Source organism: Bradyrhizobium sp. NP1, assembly GCF_030378205.1.
In the GTDB taxonomy this organism is placed as follows: domain Bacteria; phylum Pseudomonadota; class Alphaproteobacteria; order Rhizobiales; family Xanthobacteraceae; genus Bradyrhizobium.
On record NZ_CP127385.1, the window covers coordinates 6254273 to 6274185 of the forward strand.

Genomic DNA, 19913 nt, shown 5'->3' on the forward strand with positions numbered 1-19913 from the left:
ACCACGGCCTCTGTAACCGAAAAACGACCGTTAACCAACCGCATAGGCAGGCATTCCGCCCGGATTAAGGCGTTCCTGTGGAAGCCGGCGTCAATCATGGTTACTACGGAAAGGCTCAGGCGACGCCGCTGCGCCGCCCGCGCAAGACAAGCGCCCTGCAGGGCGCCCGGACGGTATCAGGAGACGTCGGGACCGTAGGCCGGAGCGACCATACCGCCCACAATGCCATGGCCGGCTTCGGCGGGCGCGCGCGAACGGCGTGCCGCTTCGCTGGATTCCACGACGCGCCAGGCGGTGCGGTCGGCGAGCAGCGCGATCAGCACGGCATGGTTGAGCTTGTGGCCGCCGCGGTAGGAGCGGTAGGCACCGAGCAGCGGCAGTCCGGCGAGCGCAAGGTCGCCGATGGCGTCGAGCACCTTGTGGCGGGCGCACTCGTCGGCAAAGCGCAGGCCTTCGCTGTTGAGCAGGCGGGTTTCGTCGAACACCACCGAATTCTCGAACGAGGCGCCGCGCGCAAAGCCGGCGCTCCAGAGCTTCGCCACGTCGCTCATGCAGCCGAAGGTGCGGGCGCGGGAAACCTCGCGACGGAAGCCCTCCGGGCTGAGCTCGAGGGCGTATTTCTGGCGGCCGATGACGGGGTTGGCGAAATCGATCTCGACCTCGGCGCGGAACCCGGCCGCATGCGGGCGCAGCTCGCCGAAGCAGTCGCCCATCGCGACCTGCACCGGCTTCAGCACCTGGATGAAGCGGCGCATCGCCTGCTGGGTCACGATCCCGGCCTGATCGATGGCGGCGACAAAGGCCGCGGCGCTGCCGTCCATGATCGGCACTTCGGGGCCGTCGATTTCGATGGTGGCGTTGTCGACGCCCATGCCGCGCAGCGCGGCCAGCACGTGTTCCGCGGTGGAAACCAGCGCGCCCTCGCCGTCTCCCAATACCGTCGCCAATTCGGTTGCGATCACCGATTCGGCGGTGGCGGGAACCTCGCGGTCGGCGCCCTCAAGTCCGGTGCGGATAAAAATAAAACCTGCATCGATAGGAGCAGGTCCGATGGTCAGATTGACCGGTAACCCGGAATGAACGCCGACACCATAGACGGTGGCTTGCGACCGAAGCGTTGTCTGCCGGCTAAATTTCATCGAAGACCGCCCACTTACGACTTTACCCAGAGACTTACCGACTCAAACGCGAGCGCCGATTCGAACTCTAAGCTTCCCCAAGTCGGGGCCGACCATATCACCGCCCTAAAGAGCGCCAACTCACGCTTTTTTACGGATTGTTACCCCATCTCTGCCGCATTGGTGCCCAAGCTTGACCAAATTGCGGCTCGTCCACAGCTGGTCCGGGCCCAGCGACGCTGCCCTAAAACAATTAATTAATAATTTAAAATCAGTAACTTGCGGACGCAGTCGACAAGCCTGCCGGTAAAAGAGAACGGGTCCCGGCTGGCATCAGCCGGGACCCGTTCCAACGTCCGGATTGTAACAAACTTCAGGTTGCCTGCCGGCGCAGGAAGGCGGGGATATCAAGATGGTCGTCGCCCTGTGGCGCCGGCGCAACAGGCGCCGGACGGCCGTGGACATCCAGACCCTGCGGCGCGGGCCGTTTTGCATACTCTGATACCGGCTCGTGGTGCGCAACCTGCTCGGAAACAGTGCGGCGAATCGGCTTGCGCTCGGGCAGCGGCGGCATCGCGGGCCCGGCGGAGCGGGCCGCGATCGGCGGCTCGCTCTCCTCGTCGCGCCGGCCGAGGCCGACATTGGCGAGCCGCTGCAGCAGCGACAACCGGTTCTTTTGCGGGTGCTCCTCCTCGGCCTCGCCGCGGGCGTGGCGAATCTCGGCCTGGGCCGGCATCGGCAGTTCCTCGAACTTCGGCATCCGCGGGGTGCGGGTCGGCGGCCGCTCGGCAGCCTGCGGAATGAAGGTGTCAGGCGTCATCGGCTCCTCGGACGCGGCGGCTGCGGCCTTGGGCTCGGGGAACAGCGAGGGCTTCTGCGCGATCGGACGCACCATGACGTCGCCATAGGAGGCCGGCTGGACCGGCGCGTGCGCGGGCTGCTGGGCCGGGGTTTCCGGAGCGACCGCGGCCGCGATCGCTGCAAGCGCTGCGCGCTCGACATTGTGCCCTTGATGCGCCTGATGCTGTCCCTGGCGCGGCGCGGGCGCGGCGGCGGGGGCCGGCGCCTGCGTCTCCAGCTTCTGGGCGCGCTCGGCGAGGCGCTGGTTATCGGCGCGGAGGCGAGCCGTGAGATCGGCGAGCCGGTTTTCCGTCGTGCCGGGCGCCGCCACGGGGGCCGCGGGCGACTGAGCCGGCGGACGCGAGGAGAACTGCGCCTGCTCGATGCCGGTGGCAACCACGGAGACGCGAATGATGCCGTCGAGGCCCTCGTCGAAGGTCGCGCCGACGATGATGTTGGCGTCCTGGTCGACTTCCTCGCGGATGCGGGTCGCGGCCTCGTCGACCTCGAACAGCGTGAGGTCCTTGCCGCCCGTGATCGAGATCAGGAGGCCCTTGGCGCCCTTCATCGAGGAATCGTCGATCAGCGGGTTGGCGATCGCAGCTTCCGCCGCGGTCAGCGCGCGCTTGTCGCCGGAGGCCTCGCCGGTGCCCATCATCGCCTTGCCCATTTCCCTCATCACCGCCCTCACGTCGGCGAAGTCGAGGTTGATCAGGCCTTCCTTGACCATCAGGTCGGTGATGCAGGCGACACCGGAATAGAGCACCTGGTCGGCCATCGCGAAGGCATCGGCGAAGGTGGTCTTCTCGTTGGCGACCCGGAACAGGTTCTGGTTCGGGATGATCAGGAGCGTATCGACGACCTTGTGCAGCTCGGCGATGCCGGCTTCCGCCGTCCGCATGCGGCGCGCCCCTTCGAAATGGAACGGCTTGGTCACCACGCCGACGGTGAGGATGCCCATCTCGCGCGCGCTCTTGGCGATGACGGGGGCCGCGCCCGTGCCGGTGCCGCCGCCCATGCCGGCGGTGACGAACACCATGTTGGCGCCGGTGAGATGGTCACGGATCTCGTCGATCACCTCCTGCGCCGCCGCCGCGCCGACATCCGGCTGCGAGCCGGCGCCGAGCCCCTGCGTCACCTGCGTGCCCATCTGGATGATGCGCTGCGACTTCGACATCGTCAGCGCCTGCGCATCGGTGTTGGCGACGACGAAGTCGACGCCCTGCAGACCGGCGGTGATCATGTTGTTGACCGCGTTGCCGCCGGCGCCGCCGACGCCGAACACGGTGATCCGGGGCTTCAGCTCGTGAATGTCAGGAGGAGTAATAGTGAGTGCCATGGTTGCCTCTCGGATTACGCGCGCGTTGGTTCTCCCGCGGCCGCGGGATTTGGTGAGTGTCGATAGTTGCGGAAATGAATCATCAGAAGCCCTCGCGCAGCCATCGTCCGACCTTGCCGAAATAGCCGTCAGTCCCTGTCTTGAGCTGCCGCGTATGCCGCGGTTCGACATGTTCGAGATGGGCGTATTGCGGATAGACCAGAAGCCCCGTGGGCACCGCGAAGGAGGCGCTCTTGGCCTCGTTGGGCAGGCGGCCGAAGCCGAGCGGCCGGCCGACCCGCACCGGGCGGTTGAGGATCTGGGTGGCAAGCTCGACCATGCCGGTGAGCTGCGAAGCACCGCCGCTCAGGACAACCCGCGCCTTCGGCTCCGCCGCAAAGGGAGAATCCGCAAGCCGGTCCCGGACCATCTCAAAAATCTCCTCGGCACGCTGTCGGACGATGTTTCCGATCGTGGCGCGGGATACGATCTGGGGAACATCCTGTTCGTCGCCGGCAGTCGGCACGGACATCAACTCACGCGCGTCGGACCCGCCGGTCAGCACCGTGCCATATAACGTCTTGATTCGCTCGGCATCCGCAATGCAGGCGGAGAGTCCCCGCGCCAGGTCCATGGTGATGTGGTGGCCGCCGACGGCGAAGCCGGAGCAATGGACGAACCGGCCGCCGGAATAGATCGCAATCGTCGTGGAGCCCGCGCCCATCTCGATCACGGCCGCGCCCAGGTCGGCCTCGTCGTCGGTCAGGATCGACAATCCGGCCACATAGGGGCTCGCCGCCATGGCCTCGACGTTGAGGTGGCAGCGCTCGACCACCAGCATCAGGTTGCGGGCGACGGTGGCGTCCGCGGTGACGACGTGCATGTCGACGCCGAACTGCCGCGCCACCATGCCGCGGGGGTCGCGGATGCCCTTGACCCCGTCGAGCGCATAACCGACCGGCAGCGCATGCAGCACGGTGCGCCCCTCCCCGGTGGCGTGGCGCATCCCGGTCGAGATGACGCGTCCGACATCGGCCGCCGTCACGGCGCCGCCACGAATGTCGGCCGAGGCCTCGATCAACTGGCCCTGCAGCCTGCCGCCGGAGACCGACAGCAGGACGGATTCGACCCGGACCTTGGCCATGCGCTCGGCGAGTGAGACCGCCTGCCGCACCGCCTGCTCGCATTCGGCGAGGTCGATCACCGCGCCCGCCTTGACCCCGCGCGACTGGATCTGGCTGTAGCCGATCAGCTCGACGGCGTGGGTGCGGCCGCCCAGCGCCTCGCTCGGCGGACACGGCTTCAGCCGCGCAATCATGCAGGCGATCTTGCTGGTGCCGATGTCGAGCGAGGCGACCATCGTGACGCGCTTCTGCGGCGTGGTGCGGATCTTCGGGGTCTGGCTGCGATCGAGGCCGGTCATGCTTCACCAGCCTTCTTCTTGGGCTTCTTGTCCTTGAACAGATCTTCGCGCGCTTTCGCGGCGTCGTCGGAGAGCTGCACGGTCAGCCGGTCCGGCAGGCGCATGTCGATCGCGACGATGTCGCGCGAGAACAGCTTGTCCTCCTTGTCGAGCCGGCTCAGTTCGGCGAGCGCGTTGCCGACGTCGTTCTCCGGCAGGCGGACGTCGAGGCCGTCCTTGAGGCGCAGGTTCCAGCGCCGCTCGCCGACGAGGATCGCAGCCCTGGTGACCGACTTGACCTGCGGATAGCGCGAAAGCAGCGCCAGGAAATCCTTTGCTCGGGTTCCGGCGCCGTTGCCGACCACGAGCGGCAGCGAAACGAAGCGCTGCGACAGATAGGGCTCGAGCACCGCGCCGTCCTCGGCGATGACGGAGAGCTTGCCGTCGCACTGCCAGAGCGCGAACGCGGTGCGCTCGACGATGTCGATCTGGAGCTGGCCGGGATAGAATTTCAGCACCGTGGCGTCGGCGATCCAGGGGTTGGACTTGAGCCGGTCGCGCACGGCAATGGCATCGAGGAACAGCAGCGAGGAGCGGCCGGTGACGCCGCCGACCGCGAGCACCTCGTCCTGGCTCAACTGCCGGCGGCCGTTGATGGCGACCGAGGTGATGCGGAAGCCCGCGGAATTCGCCAGCGCGTTGCGCGTGTCGCTGAGCGCCGCGGTGAACGCATCGAGGTGACCGCCCTTGACCACGCCGAGGCCGGCGCTGCCGAGCAGGATCAGGACGGTCGCGGCAATGCCGCCGCGCCGTGGCACATAACGTTCGATCAGCGCAATGAGGCGGTTGGGCGGCGCGCGATCAAGCGGCGTTGCGGCGCGCCTCCTGCGCTGCCGGCCCATGCGCTCGCGCAACAGCACGACCGCGCCAATGGCGGCCGCCTTCAGGTCAGCTTTCGGCGCCTGCGATCTTTCGGATCGGGTGAGGCGTCCTGCTCCATCCATTGCACGAACTCGTCACAGGTTGTCCGCAACTGCGGCTCGGCCCATGGGTTGCTCGGCTCACCGGGTCTGGAGGCGAAACTTCCTCGATGCGGTCGTCGAAGCGGAAATCCGCAACAGCTCACGCCCCGGCAGCCAAGCGCCACACGCGCCGCTGCCGTTAACCTTCTGCCTTCCTGGTAAACAAAAGGTAAAACCGGGACCGCAACGGCGCTTTTTGCCCCGTCCTGTGAGGGGTTTGCCGCAGAATATTAACAATTCTACAAATTCCGGGTCCGAGCCGGCGAACCGGGTCCCCGGTCGGGATTATTTCCTGATGCGGTGCTGCGCCAGCTCGATCTGGCCCTTCAGGAAGTCGGCGAATTCGATCCCTTCGACCTTCAGCGCCTTGGGGTAGAGCGAGGCGCGGGTCAGGCCCGGCAAGGTATTGGTTTCCAGATAGATAGTGCCCTGAGGCGAGACGATGAAATCGCTCCGCGAATAGCCGGCGCAGGACAGCGCATGATGCGCTTTAAGCGCCTGATCCATGATCTCAGCGGTGACCTCGGGCGCGAATCGGCCGGGACAGATCTCCTGGGTCGATTTGGCGAGATATTTGGCGACGTAATCGAAGCCGCCGTCGGCCGGCACGATCTCGATCGGCGGCAGCGCGCGCACCGATCCGTCCGCCTGTTCGAGCACGCCGCAGGTGGCCTCGATGCCCGATATGAACGGCTCGATCAGGTATTCTTCCGTCTTGGCGGCGCGGCGGACGGCGACGAGATCCTGCTTCGCATTGACGAAGATCAGGCCATAGCTCGAGCCGTCGTGCACCGGCTTGGCGATCAGCTTGCCGTATTCGGCGAAGGCGGCGTCGATCTCTCCCAGCGCGACGCCATTTGGCGCCTTGACGCCCGCGATGGCGGCGAAGCGCTTGGCGGCGACCTTGTCGAAGGCAAGGTGCGATGACGCCGAGCCCGAGCCGGTAAACGGGATTCCGCGCGTCTCGCAGGCCGCCTGCAGTTCGCCATTTTCCGCCCGGCCCCCATGCAGGCCGAACACGAACAGGCGATCGTCGCTCTTCGCCTGATCCAGCGCCAGCTCGATCGTGGTGGCGATGCGACGGCCGCCGGGCCTGAAGGCGAGTTCGAACGGCCGCGCATGCTCGCGCAGTGTGCTGGCCAGCGTTTCGTGCACGCTGTCATCGGCATCCCAGAACCACAGATCGGCTTCGGGCAAGGCGTCGCACAATGCCTGGGCGCTTGCGACCGACACCAGCCGCTCCTTGTTCGTGCCGCCGAAAAGAATGGTGATCCGCATCGTTCAAAGCTGCCTTCTTCGTCATTCCGGGATGATCCGAAGGATCAGACCTCAGGTGCGCTATTGCGCACCGGGGAATCTCGAGATTCCGGATTCGCGCTGCGCGCGCTCCGGAATGACTCTTTAGGATGGAATCCCGATCCGCTTGATTTCCCAGTGTAACTCGATTCCGGAATTTTCCTTCACCCGCGCGCGCACGGTTTCGCCCAGCATTTCAATGTCATGCCCGGTGGCGTTACCGGTGTTGATCAGGAAATTGCAGTGCATTTCGGAAACCTGCGCGCCGCCCAGCCGCAGGCCACGGCAGCCCGCGGCATCGATCAGCTTCCAGGCGCTGTGACCGGGCGGGTTCTTGAAGGTGGAACCGCCGGTCTTCTCGCGAATCGGCTGCGCGTTCTCGCGATGCGCCTGCACCTCGTCCATGCGCTTGCGGATCGCTTCCGGCGCGGTGGGAAGCCCACGAAAGCGGGCGGCGGTGAAGATCAGGGAAGGATCGACGCCGCTGTTGCGGTAGCTGAACTTCATCCCGGCATTGTCGAAGACATGGCGGCTGCCGTCGCGGCCGATGCCCCTCGCCTCGATCAGCACGTCCTTGGTCTCGCCGCCATTGGCGCCCGCGTTCATGCGCAGCGCGCCGCCGATCGTGCCGGGGATGCCGAAGAAGAACTCCAGCCCGCCGAGGTTGGCCGCAGCCGCAGCCTCCGCGACGCGCTTGTCGAGCGCGGCCGCGCCAGCCGTGACGACATCGCCCGAAGCGCTGGCGTCGCCGAAAGCGCGCGGCGAAAGCCGGATCACCACGCCCGGCATGCCGCCGTCGCGCACGATCAGGTTGGAGCCGACACCGATGACATGGACCGGCAGCTCCTTTTGCAAATGATTCAGGAAATAGGCGAGATCGTCCTCGTCCGCCGGCGTGAACAGCGCCTGTGCCGCGCCGCCGACGCGAAACCAGCTGAGCTCGGCGAGCGACTGGTTGGCGAGCAGCCGGCCGCGCAGTTGCGGCATCGCGGCGTGGAGGTCGGGCGTGATGTCGGGGAAGGTCATGACGAGATCGCTGGTCCACCCCTCATCCCAGTGCCTTCAGCTCGCCCGGCAGCGCATAGGCCCATTGCGTGATGCTGCCGGCGCCGAGGCAGACCACGAGATCGCCTGACTTCGCGATGTCCTTGACGATGCGCGCGAGATTGGCCGGCTTTTCCAGCGCGATCACCTCGCGGTGGCCATGCGTGCGCAGGCCCAGCACGAAATGATCGCGGTCGACGCCCTCGATCGGCGCCTCGCCCGCCGGGTAGACGTCGGCGACGACGACGGCGTCGGCATCGTTGAAGCAGGTGCAGAACTCCTCGAACAGCGACTGCAGGCGGGTGTAGCGATGTGGCTGCACCACCGCGATGATCTTGCCGTTGGTGGAGCCGCGCGCCGCCTTCAGCACCGCCGCGATCTCGACCGGATGATGGCCATAGTCGTCGATCACGGTGACGCCATTCCACTCGCCGGTCTTGGTGAAGCGCCGCTTCACCCCGCCGAAGCCGGCGATCGCCTTGCGGATGGCGTCGTCGGACATGCCGAGTTCATAGGCGACCGCGATCGCGGCGGTGGCGTTCGACGCGTTGTGCTGTCCGGGCATCGGCAGCGTGATGTCTGATATCTCGTGCGCTGCGCCCGACTTGCGGTCGCGGATCACGACCTTGAACCGCGAGCCGCTGCCCATCGGCACAAGATCGACGAGCCGCGCATCGGCCTGCGGGTTCTCGCCATAGGTGATGATGCGGCGGTCCTCGATCTTGCCGACGAGCGTCTGCACCACGGGATGATCGATGCACATCACCGCGAAGCCGTAGAACGGCACGTTCTCGACGAAATTGCGGAAGGCGTCCTGGATCGCCTCGAAGGTCTTGAAGTGATCGAGATGCTCGGGATCGATGTTGGTGACGATGACGACGTCAGAGGGCAGCTTCAGGAAGGTGCCGTCGCTCTCGTCGGCCTCCACCACCATCCAGTCGCCGGCGCCGAGACGCGCGTTGGAGCCATAGGCGTTGATGATGCCGCCGTTGATGACGGTCGGATCGAGGCCGCCCGCATCAAGCAGGGTCGCAACCATCGTGGTCGTCGTGGTCTTGCCATGGGTGCCGGCAATCGCGACGCAGCTCTTGAGCCGCATCAGTTCGGCGAGCATCTCGGCGCGGCGCACCACCGGAATGCGCTGCGCGCGCGCCGCCATCAGTTCCGGATTGTCGCGCTTGATCGCGGTCGAGACCACCACGACGTCGGCGCCGTCGACATTCTCCGCCTTGTGGCCGATCGAGACCTTGATGCCCTTCTCGCGCAGCCGCGTGACGTTGCCGCTCTCGGAAGCGTCCGAGCCCTGCACGGTGTAGCCGAGATTGCACAGGACCTCGGCGATGCCGCTCATGCCGATGCCGCCGATCCCGACGAAGTGGATGGGTCCGATCTCGCGCGGCAGTCTCATGGTCGTGCTTTCCTGGCGTCGCTCAGCGAGGCCGCAAATCAGCCGCGCCCAATACTGGATGCCCCGCTTTCAAAGCCGCTGACAAGGGCTTTTTAGCGTCATTCCCGCCCGCAGGTACTGCGAGCGACCCTGAAATCTCGGGATTCCGGATCGGCCTCCGATCCGGTCCTTCCGGAACGACTGGAGTCAAATTCCGGCAACTTTCGCCACCAGATCGGCCAGCCGCTCGGCGGCGTCGAGCCGGCCCGCGCCGCGGGCGGAAGCCGCCATCGTCGCAAGCCGCGCGGGCTCCCCCGCAAGCGCCGATATTTCCGATGCCAGGCGGTCGGGCGTGAACTCGGCTTGCGCGATGCGCAAGGCGCCGCCGGCCGCTGCCAGCACGCCGGCATTGGCGAACTGGTCCTGGTCGATCGAGCCGGGCAGCGGCACCAGGATCGAGGGCCGGCCGATCGCGGCGAGTTCGGCCACAGTGCCGGCACCGGAGCGCGAGACCACGAGATGGTTCGATGCAAGGCGCGCCGGCAGGTCGGTGAAGAACGGCGCGAGCTCGCACCTGATCTTCAAGCGATCATAGATGCCGCGGACGCGCGCCATGTCCTCCTCGCGCACCTGCTGCGTCAGGACCAGGCGCTGCCACAGCGAGGGCTCCAGCCGCTCGATCGCGCCGGGCACGACGTCGCTCATCACGCGCGCGCCCTGGCTGCCGCCGACGACCAGCAGGCGGAACGGCTCGCTGGTTTGCGGCGGCACATAACTCACCGCCGCCGCGGCGAGGATCGCGGGGCGCATCGGCGTGCCCACCGTGGTTGTCTTGGCCGACAGCGCCGGGTCGCGATCGAGCACGCCGGGCAGCGAGGTCGCGATCGCGCTGGCATAGCGCGCGAGCAGGCGGTTGGCGCGGCCGAGCACCGCATTGGCCTCGTGAATGACCGACGGAACGCCGCAAAGCTTCGCAGCGAGCAGCGGCGGCAGCGTCGGATAGCCGCCAAAGCCGACCAGGGCCGCGGGCTTCAATCGCCGGATCAGGCTGAACGCGACCGCGGTGCCGTAGCCGAGCATGAGCATGGTGCGGGCGAGCGACAGCGGGTTGCGGCTGCGCACCGTCTCGCTCGGCACCACGTCGATCATCTCCCTGGTGAACAGGCCGCTGTAGCGCAGCGCGCGGGCGTCGGTCGCCAGCCGCACCCGATAACCGCGCCTGATCAGCTCGACGCCGAGCGCTTCGGCCGGAAACAGGTGACCGCCGGTGCCGCCGGCGGCCAGCAGGATTAAGGGCTTGGTGTCCATCGCGCCTCAATAGCCGATGGCGCGACGCCAGTCACGCCAGCGTGGGCCGCGCCTGGGCCGCGCTGATCGACTCGACCTCGGTGCGCGGCCGCAGCCGCGTCAGCGCCAGCATCATGCCGACGCCATACGCGAGCGACACGATCGAGGAGCCGCCATAGGAAATGAAGGGCAGCGTCATGCCCTTGGCCGGGATCAATTGCAGGTTGACCGACATGTTGATCGCGGCCTGCACCCCGAACAGGATGGCAAGCCCTGAGGCGGCAAAGCGCGAGAACATGTCCTCGTTGGCGTAGGCGCGCGTCAGCGTGCGCAGCACGATGAAGGCGAACAACAGAAGCAGCGCGAGGCAAAGGATGATGCCGAACTCTTCGGCGGCGACCGCGAACACGAAGTCGGTGTGGCTGTCGGGCAGATTGCGCTTGGCGATGCCCTCGCCCGGCCCGAGCCCGAACCAGCCGCCATTGCCGAACGCCTCCATTGCGGTGTCGACCTGGAAGGTGTCGCCGGAGGCCGGATTCATGAAGCGCTTGATGCGGCCGGCGACGTGAGGAACCAGCAGGTAGGCGCCGAACAGGCCGGCGCTCGCGACGCCTGCAAGCCCCATCACCCAGATCATCCGCATGCCGGCGATGAAGAACAGCGCGCCCCACACCATCAGGATCAGCATGGTCTGGCCGAAGTCGGGCTCCATCACCAGCAGCGACACCAGCGTGAGCAACAGCACCAGCGCCATCGAGGTTGCCGGCATCTCGGGACGCTTGGTGGATTCGGCAAACAGCCAGGCCGCGAGGACGACGAAAGCGGGCTTTGCCGATTCGGAGGCCTGGATGTTGACGCCGATCAGCGTGATCCAGCGCCGCGAGCCCTTCACCTCAGGGCCGATCAGGAGCGTCGCCACGATCAGCGCGATCGAGACCGCGAACACGAGCAGCGCGCTGCGGCGGATCTGGCGCGGGGAGAGGAAGGAGACCGCGATCATCACCATGAACGACGGCAGCAGGAACATGGCGTGATGATTGAAGAAATGGAACGGGTCGAGCCCGATCCGGGTCGCGACCGGCGGGCTTGCCGCCAGCGACAGGATGATGCCGGCGAGCATCAGCGCGATGATGGCGCCGAGCAGCGGCCGGTCGATGGTCCACCACCATTCCGAAAGCGGGGTGCGTTGTTCACGGGAGATCATCGAGGGCCCCACTGGTCAGCAACTGACCATTGGTCGCCGATGATGGTTGCCGAAGGGTTAACGGAAGAGATGAACTTTTGCCGATATGCGCAGTCCCTCCGCCACCCCGGCCATGCCCCGCGAAAGCGGGGCATCCAGTACGCCGCGGCTTTGGAAATTCGCACAGATCTCTCTGGAATACTCGATCACCCGCTTTCGCGGGTGATGACAGCCTTCGCGCGGCTCGCGGCGCGCCTCACACCACCGGCTTGACGCCGGGCAGCGCCTGGACCAGATCGCGGAAGGCGGCGCCGCGGATCTCGAAATTGCGGTACTGGTCGAACGAGGCGCAGGCCGGCGACAGCAGCACCACCGCTTCGGCGAGCCCCGCGGCCTCCGCATCGCGCGCGGCGCTTGCAACCGCAACATCGAGCGCTCCACTCATCTCGTGCGGCACGCGGTCCCCCAGGGTCGCGGCAAATTCCGCTGCCGCCTCGCCGATCAGGTAGGCTTTTCGGATGCGCGGGAAATAGTCGGTCAGGCTGGTGATGCCGCCGGCCTTCGGTTTTCCCCCGGCGATCCAGAAGATGTCGGCAAAGGACGACAGCGCGTGCGCGGCGGCGTCCGCGTTGGTGCCCTTGGAATCATTGACGAACAGCACGCTGCCGCGGCGGCCGACCTGCTCCATGCGATGCGCCAGTCCCGGAAAGCTGCGCAGGCCATTCTGCAGGACCTCGGCGCCGATCCCCATCGCGAGCGCGCAGGCCGAGGCACACGCGGCATTCTGGGCGTTGTGCAGGCCGCGCAGCGAGCCGATGCCGCCGAGCCTGGCCACCTCCGACCGCGCGCCGCCGGACGCCCGCACGATGGTCTCGTGCTCGACATAGATGCCGTCGGCAACCGGGTTCCTCACGGAGATGCGAACCACGCGCTTGCCGGCCCGCTCGATGCGGTCGGCGATGTCGCGGCAAAAGCCGTCATCGACGCCGACGATCGCGGTGCCTCTCGGCTGCACACCCGCAACCAGCCGCTCCTTCACCGCCGCGTAATTTGCAAGCGTGCCGTGGCGATCGATATGGTCCTCGCTGATGTTGAGCAGGATGCCGACGGAGGGATCGAGCGAGGGACAAAGGTCGATCTGGTAGGACGACATCTCGATGACATGGACACGGCCCATCCGCGCCGGCTCCAGCGACAGGATCGCGGTGCCGATATTGCCGCCCATCTGGGTGTCGTAGCCGGCAAAGCGGGTCAGATGCGCGATCAGCGCTGTCGTGGTCGACTTGCCGTTGGTGCCGGTGATCGCCACGAACGGCGCATCGGGTGCGTGGCGGCGCCGCTCGCGACAGAACAGCTCGACGTCGCCGATCACCTCGACGCCGGCCTCGCGCGCCATCAGCACGCTCCAGTGCGGCGCCGGATGCGTCAGCGGCGCGCCGGGAGTGAGGACGAGCGCGGCGAAGTTCGCCCAGGAAACCTGTCGCAGGTCCGCGGTGATGAAGCCGGCCTGCGCGGCCTTTGCGACATTGTCGGCATTGTCGTCGCCGGCGATCACCTCGGCGCCGCCAGCCTTGAGCGCATGGCAGCTCGCCAGTCCCGAGCCGCCGAGACCGAACACGGCGACCGCCCTGCCCGCAAAGGAGGTGACGGGGATCATGCGTCGCTCATCGCAGCTTCAGCGTGGCGAGGCCGGCGAGCGCCAGCATCACCGAGATGATCCAGAACCGGATCACGATCTGCGGCTCGGTCCAGCCGAGCTGCTCGAAATGATGATGCAGCGGCGCCATGCGGAAGATGCGCTTGCCCGTGAGCTTGAAGGAGGCGACCTGCACGATGACGGAAACCGCTTCCAGCACGAACAGCCCGCCGATGACGGCCAGCACGATCTCGTGCTTGACCGCGACCGCGATGGCGCCAAGCATGCCGCCGAGCGCGAGCGAGCCGGTGTCGCCCATGAAGATCGAGGCCGGCGGCGCGTTGAACCACAGGAAGCCGAGGCCTGCGCCGAGCACGGCGCCGGCAAGCACCGCGAGCTCGCCGGTGCCGGCGACGTAGTTGATCTGCAGATAGTCGGAGAACACGGCATTGCCGGCGAGATAGGCGATCATGCCAAAACTCGCGGCCGCGATCATGACCGGCACGATGGCAAGCCCGTCGAGGCCGTCGGTGAGGTTCACGGCGTTGCCGGCGCCGACGATCACGAAGGCGCCGAAGATCACGAAGAACCAGCCGAAATTGATGACGATGTCCTTGAAGAAGGGGATCGCAAGCGAGGTCGAGGACGCGTCGCGCCCGAGCTTCACCAGCGCGTAGCAGGCGGCGAGCGCGATCACCGCCTCGATCAGAAGGCGCGCGCGGCCGCCGAAGCCGCTGTGGCTCTGCTTGGTCACCTTCAGATAGTCGTCATAGAATCCGACGAAGCCGAAGCCGAGCGTCACCGCGAGCACGATCCAGACATAGGGATTGAGCGGATTGGCCCACAGCACGGTCGAAACCACGAGGCCGGACAGGATCATCAGGCCGCCCATGGTGGGCGTGCCCTTCTTGGTGATGATGTGCGATTGCGGCCCGTCGGTGCGAATCGGCTGGCCCTTGCCCTGGCGCAGCCGCAGATGATCGATGATCCAGGGCCCGAACAGGAACACGAACAGCGCGCCGGTCGCGATCGCGCCGCCGGTGCGGAAGGTGATGTAGCGAAAGACGTTGAGCAGCGTGCGGAATACGCCAAGCGATGGAAACGTGTTGGAAAGCTCGATCAGCCAGTAAAACATTCAACCTGCCCTATGCCGCCGCGTGCCGCGCGGCGATGTCCTTGTTGCCGGCTCACAGCCGGAAAGCACGCTTTGCGCGAACGCCTTCGCGGTCACCTTCATCCTTGTTCATCCTTGCGCCTTTAACCATGACCGGCGCGCCGGCGCGAGTGGGGACGAGCGGAAAGAAAGGCTGCCGGCGACGCATGGCCGAACTTACGCCCTTGCCTCAAGCGCGGCCACCAGGGCGGGCACGAATTTATTCACCCAGAACATCTTCTTGCTGCCCTTGACGACCACGACGTCGCCGCCCTTCAGCAGCTCCGCGACCGCGCCAGGCCGCAGCGTGGCCGGGTCCTCGTGCCAGCCCAGCCGCATCGGCTGCGGCACGCGTTCATACAGATGACGCATCAAGGGCCCGACGCAGTAGATCGCGTCGATTCCAGGCAGATCCTTCGCCAGCTTCTCATGATAGGCCGGCGCGTCGGAACCGAGTTCCAGCATGTCGCCGAGAATGGCGATGCGCCGCCCGCGTTCGACCGGGCGCGCTTTCAGGCTGTCGAGCGCGGCCACCATGCTCGCGGGATTGCCGTTGAAGCTGTCATCGATGACGGTGACGCCGCCGGCATGCTGCTCGACGCCGCGCCCGGTCATGATGCCGACCGCGTCGAGCCTCGGCGCGAGCGCCGCCGGATCGAGACCCGCGGCATGGACGGAGGCGAGCGCAGCCAGCGCATTCTGCACGCGATGCGGCGCGCCGGGCGTGAGCGCGAATTCAATGCGCCTGCCGCCGATCTCGGCCACGACCTGCCAGCGCTCGCCTTGCGCGAGATGGCTCACCTCCCTCACCTCGGCGCCGTCGCCGAAGCGCACGATCCGGCCTCGCCATTCGGCCGCTTCGATATCATGAGGCAGCACAAGCACGCCGTCGCTCGGCAGGCCGCGCACGATGCTGACCTTCTCGCGCCGGATCGCCTCCAGGCTGCCGAGCTTTTCCAGATGCACCGGCTGCACGTTCACCACCAGCGCGACGCTCGGCCGCGCCAGCTCGCTGAGCCGCGCGATCTCGCCGGGCTGGTTCATGCCCATCTCAACCACCCACACGCTGGCATCGGGGTGCGCATTGCACAGCGTCAGCGGCACGCCCCAGAAATTGTTGAAGCTGCTCGGGCTCGCAAAGGCGTCCGGATAGGCGGCGATGAATTCCTTGGTCGAGGTCTTGCCGGCGCTGCCGGTAAGACCGATCACCGGGCCTTCGAAGCGCGCCCGCGCCGCGCGCGCAAGCCGCCACAACCCGTCGAGCAGCGTGTCCTTGACGACGAGCTGCGGAATGCGGATGCCCTCGATCCGGTGCGGCACGATCATCGCCGCCGCGCCGGCGGCCTGCGCATTGGCGGCAAACTCCCAGCCGTCGCGGGCGCTGGCAAAGCTCGAGACGAAGCCGCCGCTCGGCGTGCCGCTCAACGCCACGAACAGGCTGCCGGGCTTCACCACGCGGCTGTCCTGCGTGACGAAATCGATTTCGGTTTCCGGAAAGCTGCCGACGACGCCGAGCGCGCGCGCCGCTTCCGCGATCGTCCATAGCGGTTTGGCGCTCATGCCGCCTCCAGCGCTGCGGCCACGGCATCGTGGTCGCTGAACGGCAGCGTCTTGTTGCCGACGATCTGCCCGGTCTCGTGACCCTTGCCGGCGATCAACAGCGCATCGCCTTGCTGCAATTCCTCGATCGCTGTCCTTATCGCAAGCGCGCGGTCGCCGATCTCGCGCGCGCCGCTGGCGGCCGCCAGGATCGCGGCACGGATCGCCGCCGGATCCTCGCTGCGCGGATTGTCGTCGGTGACGATGACGCTGTCGGCATGCTCGGACGCGATCGCGCCCATCAGCGGACGCTTGCCGGCGTCGCGGTCGCCGCCGGCGCCGAACACGACGACGAGCCTGCGCTTGGCATAGGGACGCAGCGCCTGCAGCGCTTTCGCCAGCGCATCCGGCTTGTGGGCGTAGTCGACGAAGATCGGCGCGCCCTGATGCTCGCCGACACGCTCCAGCCGGCCCTTGGCGCCTTCGAGATGCTCGAGGCTTGCGAACACGGCATCCGCGTCGCTGCCGGTGCCGATGGCAAGACCGGCGGAGACCAGCGCATTCTCGACCTGGAAGCCGCCGACCAGGGGCAGGCACAGCTTGATGCTGCGCCCGCGATGTTCGAGCATGAGCCGTTGCGCCACGCCGTCGATCGCGGCGTCCACAAGGCGAATCCCCTCGCCCGCCCCGTCGCCATGGCGGCCGACCGTGATGAGCCGCAAGCCGCGGGCGGCCGCCGCGTCGATCACCTCGCGCGAGCAATCATGGTCCGCCGAGATCACCGCCGCGCCGCCGGGCGCGACCAGATCGCGGAACAGCCGCAGCTTGGCGGCGAGATAGTGCGCCACGTCAGGATGATAATCCATGTGGTCGCGCGACAGGTTGGTGAAGCCGCCGGCCGCAATCCGCACGCCGTCGAGCCTGAACTGGTCGAGCCCATGCGAGGACGCCTCAAACGCCAGATGCGTAACGCCGTCGCGCGCGATCTCGTCGAGCTGGTGGTGCAGCGCGATCGGATCGGGCGTCGTCAGCGAGCCGTAGACGGTGCGCTTCGGCGAGACGAGGCCAATGGTGCCGATGCTGGCCGAGACATGACCGAGCCGTTGCCAGATCTGCCGCGTGAAGGCGGCGACCGAGGTCTTGCCGCTGGTCCCGGTCACCGCGGCGATGGTCGCGGGCTGCCGCGGAAAAAACCTTGCCGCCGCCAGCGCCAGCGCGCGGCGCGCATCGGGGATGACGATGAAGGGCACGGCGAGGCCGGCTTGCGGCTTTTGCTCGCCGGCGACCGCCACCGCGCCGGCCGCGATCGCGGCGTCGACGAAGCGCGCGCCGTCGGTCTTGGAGCCCGCGAGCGCGAAGAACAGGTCGCCCGGCTTCACGACGCGGCTGTCGAACGCGAGCCCGCCGACCTCGATCGCCGCGGCGGCGTGGTCGATCGCGGCATCATCGCCGAGGAGGTCGCGAAGTCTCATGCTCGTCCAGTGCCCTCTTTCCCACACGCGCGGGGCCGCGGGAACCTCGAATCCCAGCGCTCTTACGGCTTACTGGGTTAGTCTCGATGCCGCAAGAATAAGGCGGTCGGACGGCGGCATGTTAAAGCGTGGCTCGATGCCGAGCAGCGGCGCGATGCGGGCAATGACCGCGCCGCCGGTCGGCACCGCGTTCCAGCCCGACGTGATGAAGCCGTAGGTCTCCTTCAGCGCCTGCGGCTCGTCGATCATGATCAGAAGCTGGTATTGCGGATTGTCCGCCGGCAGGATCGCGGTGAAGGAGTTGAGCACGCGCTTTTTGGCGTAATGGCCGTTGACGATCTTCTCGGAGGTTCCGGTCTTGCCGCCGACATAGTAGCCGTCGACGTCGGCCTTCTTGGCGGTGCCGATCTCGGCGTTGAGCCGCATCAGGAAGCGCATCTTGTCCGAGGTTTCCGGCTTGACCACGCGCTTGGCGAGCGCCATCGCCTCCGGCTCGGAGCGCTTCAGGAAGGTCGGCGGGATCAGATAGCCGCCATTGACCAGCGCGTTGATGCCCATGACCGCCTGTAGAGGCGCCACCGACAAACCTTGTCCGAAGGCGATGGTGACGGTGTTGAGCTCGCCCCAGCGCCGCGGCACCAGCGGCGAAGCGCTTTCCGGCAATTCGGTGCGCAACCGCTGCAGCTGGCCCATCTTGGCGAGGAACGCCTTGTGCGCCTCGACGCCCTGCCCGAGCGCAATGCGCGCCGCGCCGATGTTCGACGAATAGGTGAACACCTCCTTGGTGTTGATGTAGCGGCCGAGCGGATGGCTGTCGTGGATGGTGAACTTGCCATAGTGCAGGTTGCCGCGCGCATCCCACATCGAGTTGAGCGTGATCTTGCCGGAATCCAGCGCCATCGCCAGCGTGAACGCCTTGAAGGTCGAGCCCATCTCGTAGACGCCGGTGGTCAGGCGGTTGATGCGATCAGGGTCGTGCGCTTCCTTCGGGTTGTTCGGATCGAAATCCGGCACCGAGACCATCGCCACGATCTCGCCGGTCTTGACGTTGGAGACGAGGCCGGAAGCCGCCTTGGCGTGGAACTTCTCCTTCGCCTTCAACAGCTCGTCGCGCAGCGCGTGCTCGACGCGCAGGTCGACCGACAATTCGACCGGCCGCTGCAGCCGATCGGTGGCAAAGCCCGCGCGATGCAGGTCGGCGAGCCCGTTGTTGTCGAGCCACTTCTCCATCCCGGCAATGCCCTGGTTGTCGATGTTGACGAGGCCGATCAGGTGCGCGACCTCGTTGCCGGTGGGATAGACGCGCTTGTTCTCGCGCAGGAAGCCGATGCCGGGAATGCCGAGCCGATGGATCTCCTGCTGCTGCTGCGGCGTGATCTCGCGCTTGAGCCAGGCAAAGCCCTTTCGCGACGACAGGCGTTCGCGCACCTCCGCGGTGTCGAGGTCGGGCAGCGTCGCGCTCAGAAGCTCGATCGCCTCGTCCTTGTCGATGATGCGCCGCGGCTCGCTGAACAGGCTCGGCGCCTTGACGTCGGTCGCCAGGATCGCGCCGTTGCGGTCGACGATGTCGGGCCGCGCGGTCGCGATCGCGTCCTGCGAGGCGGTGCGGCGGCCGCCATGGCCGTCGGCGCCGAGCGCGAACATCACGAGCCGCCCGCCAATCACCGCATAGATCGCGGCAAAGGCGAGCATGGCAAAGCCGACGCGGGCGCGCGCCTTTGCGGTGCGGTCGACATTGCGCCCGTACAGCAGGCTGCGGATCAGCCGCTGCCGCCACGGCTCTGCCGGCCTCGCTTTGTCGGGAGCCGCGCTCATTGCCTGTCCTCCGGCGCGTTGACCGAGCCGGTGACGGCGGGATCGGCGGCCTTGTCGGTCGCCTTGGCCTCGATGACGCCGATCATGGCGCCGATCGGATCGGACGTGCCCGGCGGCACCAGGCTCGGCGGCCGCTCCGGCAGGTTCTTCAGGGAGTCATATTGATTGGCGTTGATCGGCTTCATCGGCAGATGCCGCTCGGCAAGGCCCTGCAGCCGGAGCGGCGCATCGAGCCTGGCCCATTCCGAACGCAACACCGCGATCGCCTCGCGCTGCTCGCGGATTTCCGCGCGCAGCCGCAGCACGCGCTCGACGCGCGCGGTGGAGTCCATCTTGATGCGATAGACGTAGCTCGCCGCGAACACCAGCATGCCGATCACGAGGAGGTGGAGGATGCGCAA

The 19913-nt window shown here is 67.0% G+C and carries 15 protein-coding genes and 1 pseudogene; all 16 read right to left on the reverse strand.

All coding sequences use genetic code 11. The features are described 5' to 3' along the window. Positions 1–176 precede the first annotated feature (176 nt). A complete protein-coding gene (gene lpxC, locus QOU61_RS30300) occupies positions 177–1139 on the reverse strand; it encodes a UDP-3-O-acyl-N-acetylglucosamine deacetylase (RefSeq protein WP_289654868.1) in 963 nt (320 codons plus the stop codon). Between the two features lie 352 nt (positions 1140–1491). Then, on the reverse strand, positions 1492–3297 hold the full coding sequence (gene ftsZ / locus QOU61_RS30305; RefSeq protein ID WP_289654869.1) for a cell division protein FtsZ: 1806 nt from the start codon (positions 3295–3297) through the stop codon (positions 1492–1494). Between the two features lie 82 nt (positions 3298–3379). Then, positions 3380–4699 (reverse strand): cell division protein FtsA, encoded by a 1320-nt coding sequence (gene ftsA, locus QOU61_RS30310; RefSeq protein ID WP_289654870.1) that lies wholly within the window; start codon positions 4697–4699, stop codon positions 3380–3382. Further along, positions 4696–5682 carry a cell division protein FtsQ/DivIB gene (locus QOU61_RS30315; RefSeq protein ID WP_289654871.1) on the reverse strand — a complete coding sequence of 329 codons (987 nt, stop codon included), beginning with the start codon at positions 5680–5682 and terminating at the stop codon, positions 4696–4698. Before QOU61_RS30315 ends, ftsA begins: the two co-directional genes overlap by 4 nt. An 82-nt stretch (positions 5683–5764) precedes the next feature. Next, positions 5765–5882 (reverse strand): annotated as a pseudogene (locus tag QOU61_RS37405) (D-alanine--D-alanine ligase); the annotation flags it as partial. Positions 5883–5985: 103 nt separating this feature from the next. After that, positions 5986–6978, reverse strand: coding sequence for a D-alanine--D-alanine ligase family protein (locus QOU61_RS30325; protein WP_289654872.1), 993 nt, complete (start codon positions 6976–6978; stop codon positions 5986–5988). Between the two features lie 123 nt (positions 6979–7101). Continuing rightward, positions 7102–8022 (reverse strand): UDP-N-acetylmuramate dehydrogenase, encoded by a 921-nt coding sequence (gene murB / locus QOU61_RS30330; protein WP_289654873.1) that lies wholly within the window; start codon positions 8020–8022, stop codon positions 7102–7104. Between the two features lie 22 nt (positions 8023–8044). Further along, positions 8045–9448, reverse strand: a complete 1404-nt coding sequence (murC, locus tag QOU61_RS30335; RefSeq protein ID WP_289654874.1) for a UDP-N-acetylmuramate--L-alanine ligase — start codon at positions 9446–9448, stop codon at positions 8045–8047. Between the two features lie 186 nt (positions 9449–9634). Continuing rightward, positions 9635–10735 carry an undecaprenyldiphospho-muramoylpentapeptide beta-N-acetylglucosaminyltransferase gene (murG, locus tag QOU61_RS30340; RefSeq protein ID WP_289654875.1) on the reverse strand — a complete coding sequence of 367 codons (1101 nt, stop codon included), beginning with the start codon at positions 10733–10735 and terminating at the stop codon, positions 9635–9637. A 31-nt stretch (positions 10736–10766) separates the two neighbouring features. Then, a complete protein-coding gene (ftsW, locus tag QOU61_RS30345; RefSeq protein WP_289654876.1) occupies positions 10767–11918 on the reverse strand; it encodes a putative lipid II flippase FtsW in 1152 nt (383 codons plus the stop codon). Between the two features lie 235 nt (positions 11919–12153). Then, positions 12154–13554: a UDP-N-acetylmuramoyl-L-alanine--D-glutamate ligase gene (murD, locus tag QOU61_RS30350; RefSeq protein WP_289654877.1), complete on the reverse strand. Its 1401-nt coding sequence runs from the start codon at positions 13552–13554 to the stop codon at positions 12154–12156. 7 nt (positions 13555–13561) lie between these two features. Further along, positions 13562–14668 carry a phospho-N-acetylmuramoyl-pentapeptide-transferase gene (mraY, locus tag QOU61_RS30355; protein ID WP_289654878.1) on the reverse strand — a complete coding sequence of 369 codons (1107 nt, stop codon included), beginning with the start codon at positions 14666–14668 and terminating at the stop codon, positions 13562–13564. A 195-nt stretch (positions 14669–14863) separates the two neighbouring features. Then, positions 14864–16246 carry a UDP-N-acetylmuramoyl-tripeptide--D-alanyl-D-alanine ligase gene (locus QOU61_RS30360; RefSeq protein WP_289654879.1) on the reverse strand — a complete coding sequence of 461 codons (1383 nt, stop codon included), beginning with the start codon at positions 16244–16246 and terminating at the stop codon, positions 14864–14866. Then, on the reverse strand, positions 16243–17697 hold the full coding sequence (locus tag QOU61_RS30365; RefSeq protein ID WP_289654880.1) for a UDP-N-acetylmuramoyl-L-alanyl-D-glutamate--2,6-diaminopimelate ligase: 1455 nt from the start codon (positions 17695–17697) through the stop codon (positions 16243–16245). Before QOU61_RS30365 ends, QOU61_RS30360 begins: the two co-directional genes overlap by 4 nt. Before the next feature lie 69 nt (positions 17698–17766). Then, on the reverse strand, positions 17767–19512 hold the full coding sequence (locus QOU61_RS30370; protein WP_289654881.1) for a peptidoglycan D,D-transpeptidase FtsI family protein: 1746 nt from the start codon (positions 19510–19512) through the stop codon (positions 17767–17769). Further along, positions 19509–19913 carry a cell division protein FtsL gene (gene ftsL, locus QOU61_RS30375; RefSeq protein ID WP_289654882.1) on the reverse strand — a complete coding sequence of 135 codons (405 nt, stop codon included), beginning with the start codon at positions 19911–19913 and terminating at the stop codon, positions 19509–19511. The genes QOU61_RS30370 and ftsL overlap by 4 nt, the downstream gene beginning before the upstream one ends.

What these genes read in the sequence shown, in the direction of transcription:
- lpxC (WP_289654868.1), bottom strand. Translation starts at nt 1,139, where the DNA reads ATGAAATTTAGCCGGCAGACAACGCTTCGGTCGCAAGCCACCGTCTAT.
- ftsZ (WP_289654869.1), bottom strand. Translation starts at nt 3,297, where the DNA reads ATGGCACTCACTATTACTCCTCCTGACATTCACGAGCTGAAGCCCCGG.
- ftsA (WP_289654870.1), bottom strand. Translation starts at nt 4,699, where the DNA reads ATGACCGGCCTCGATCGCAGCCAGACCCCGAAGATCCGCACCACGCCG.
- QOU61_RS30315 (WP_289654871.1), bottom strand. Translation starts at nt 5,682, where the DNA reads ATGGATGGAGCAGGACGCCTCACCCGATCCGAAAGATCGCAGGCGCCG.
- QOU61_RS30325 (WP_289654872.1), bottom strand. Translation starts at nt 6,978, where the DNA reads ATGCGGATCACCATTCTTTTCGGCGGCACGAACAAGGAGCGGCTGGTG.
- murB (WP_289654873.1), bottom strand. Translation starts at nt 8,022, where the DNA reads ATGACCTTCCCCGACATCACGCCCGACCTCCACGCCGCGATGCCGCAA.
- murC (WP_289654874.1), bottom strand. Translation starts at nt 9,448, where the DNA reads ATGAGACTGCCGCGCGAGATCGGACCCATCCACTTCGTCGGGATCGGC.
- murG (WP_289654875.1), bottom strand. Translation starts at nt 10,735, where the DNA reads ATGGACACCAAGCCCTTAATCCTGCTGGCCGCCGGCGGCACCGGCGGT.
- ftsW (WP_289654876.1), bottom strand. Translation starts at nt 11,918, where the DNA reads ATGATCTCCCGTGAACAACGCACCCCGCTTTCGGAATGGTGGTGGACC.
- murD (WP_289654877.1), bottom strand. Translation starts at nt 13,554, where the DNA reads ATGATCCCCGTCACCTCCTTTGCGGGCAGGGCGGTCGCCGTGTTCGGT.
- mraY (WP_289654878.1), bottom strand. Translation starts at nt 14,668, where the DNA reads ATGTTTTACTGGCTGATCGAGCTTTCCAACACGTTTCCATCGCTTGGC.
- QOU61_RS30360 (WP_289654879.1), bottom strand. Translation starts at nt 16,246, where the DNA reads ATGAGCGCCAAACCGCTATGGACGATCGCGGAAGCGGCGCGCGCGCTC.
- QOU61_RS30365 (WP_289654880.1), bottom strand. Translation starts at nt 17,697, where the DNA reads ATGAGACTTCGCGACCTCCTCGGCGATGATGCCGCGATCGACCACGCC.
- QOU61_RS30370 (WP_289654881.1), bottom strand. Translation starts at nt 19,512, where the DNA reads ATGAGCGCGGCTCCCGACAAAGCGAGGCCGGCAGAGCCGTGGCGGCAG.